This window comes from Methylobacterium sp. CCH5-D2, assembly GCF_001556475.1.
Taxonomy (GTDB): domain Bacteria; phylum Pseudomonadota; class Alphaproteobacteria; order Rhizobiales; family Beijerinckiaceae; genus Methylobacterium; species Methylobacterium hispanicum.
In genome coordinates this window covers 1-1,134 of the sequence record NZ_LSIX01000942.1, presented here as the reverse complement: position 1 = coordinate 1,134, position 1,134 = coordinate 1, and the positions used below count along the sequence as shown (strand labels likewise).

Annotated in this window: 2 protein-coding genes; one reads left to right on the top strand and one right to left on the bottom strand. The window is 72.4% G+C overall.

Annotated elements, in window-relative coordinates; genetic code table 11:
• Positions 1-40 precede the first annotated feature (40 nt).
• Complete coding sequence (locus tag AX737_RS25460) at positions 41-787, bottom strand: YebC/PmpR family DNA-binding transcriptional regulator (RefSeq protein WP_066926293.1); 747 nt, start codon at positions 785-787, stop codon at positions 41-43.
• 212 nt (positions 788-999) lie between these two features.
• Between AX737_RS25460 and AX737_RS33660 the strand changes: the two genes are divergently transcribed.
• The coding region (locus AX737_RS33660; RefSeq protein WP_156453959.1) for an SDR family NAD(P)-dependent oxidoreductase at positions 1,000-1,134 on the top strand (135 nt) is incomplete at its 3' end.

Below are 1,134 nucleotides of genomic sequence, written 5' to 3'. Positions count from 1 at the left end.
CCGCCTCTCCCGGCGCGCGGGGAGAGGCGGTCCCGGCCGCTCAGGCCTCGAGCTTGGCCATCAGCGCCTCGGAGAGCGCGAAGTTGACGTAGACGTTCTGCACGTCGTCCTGGTCCTCGATCACCTCGACGAGGCGGACCAGCTTCTCGCCGGTCTCGTCGTCGACATCGATCGTGTTCTGGGCCTTCCAGACGAGGCCCGTGCGGGCGGGCTCGCCGAAGCGGGCTTCCAGCGCCTTGCCGACCTCGCCGTAGGCGTCCTGCGCGCAGGTCACCTCGTGGCCGTTCTCGTCCGAGCGCACGTCGTCAGCGCCCGCCTCGATCGCCGCCTCCAGCATCGTGTCGGCGTCGGCGACCGAGGCCGGAAAGGCGATGACGCCGACCCGGTCGAACATGAAGGCCACCGCGCCCGTCTCCGCGAGGCTGCCGCCGGACTTGGTGAAGGCCGAGCGCACGTCGGAGGCCGTGCGGTTGCGGTTGTCGGTCTGCGCCTCGACGATCAGCGCGGCGCCGCCCGGGCCGTAGCCCTCGTAGCGGATCTCCTCGTAGTTCTCGCCCTCGGCGCCCGCCGCCTTCTTGATGGCGCGCTCGATGTTGTCCTTGGGCATGTTCTCGGCGCGGGCGGCCAGGATGGCCGCCCGCAGGCGCGGGTTCATCGCCGGGTCCGGCGTGCCGAGCTTGGCCGCCACCGTGATCTCGCGGGCGAGCTTGCCGAACACCTTCGAGCGGACCGCATCGACGCGGCCCTTGCGGTGCATGATGTTCTTGAACTGGGAATGGCCGGCCATGTCTCTTCGGGCTGTCTGCCGCGGCGGAGAGACCGGATCCCGGGCCCTCGACGCCGCACGGGTGCGAATCGGCCGGTTATAGGCCGGTGCTCCGCGCAGAGGCAACGCGGGCCCCCTCCCCGTCCGAGATCGGCGTGGGGGAAAGATCGGGGATGTCGGGCGTTCCCGCTCCGGAGCGGCCCGGGGGGCCGCGGGGGGATGCGGGGAGAGCGATGCCCGGACGAGACAGGGGACGCACCGTCGTGGTCACGGGAGCGAGCGCGGGCGTGGGCCGCGCCATCGCCCGGGAATTCGCGCGCCACGGCTGGAACGTCGGCCTGATCGCCCGCGGCGAGGCGGGCCTGCGC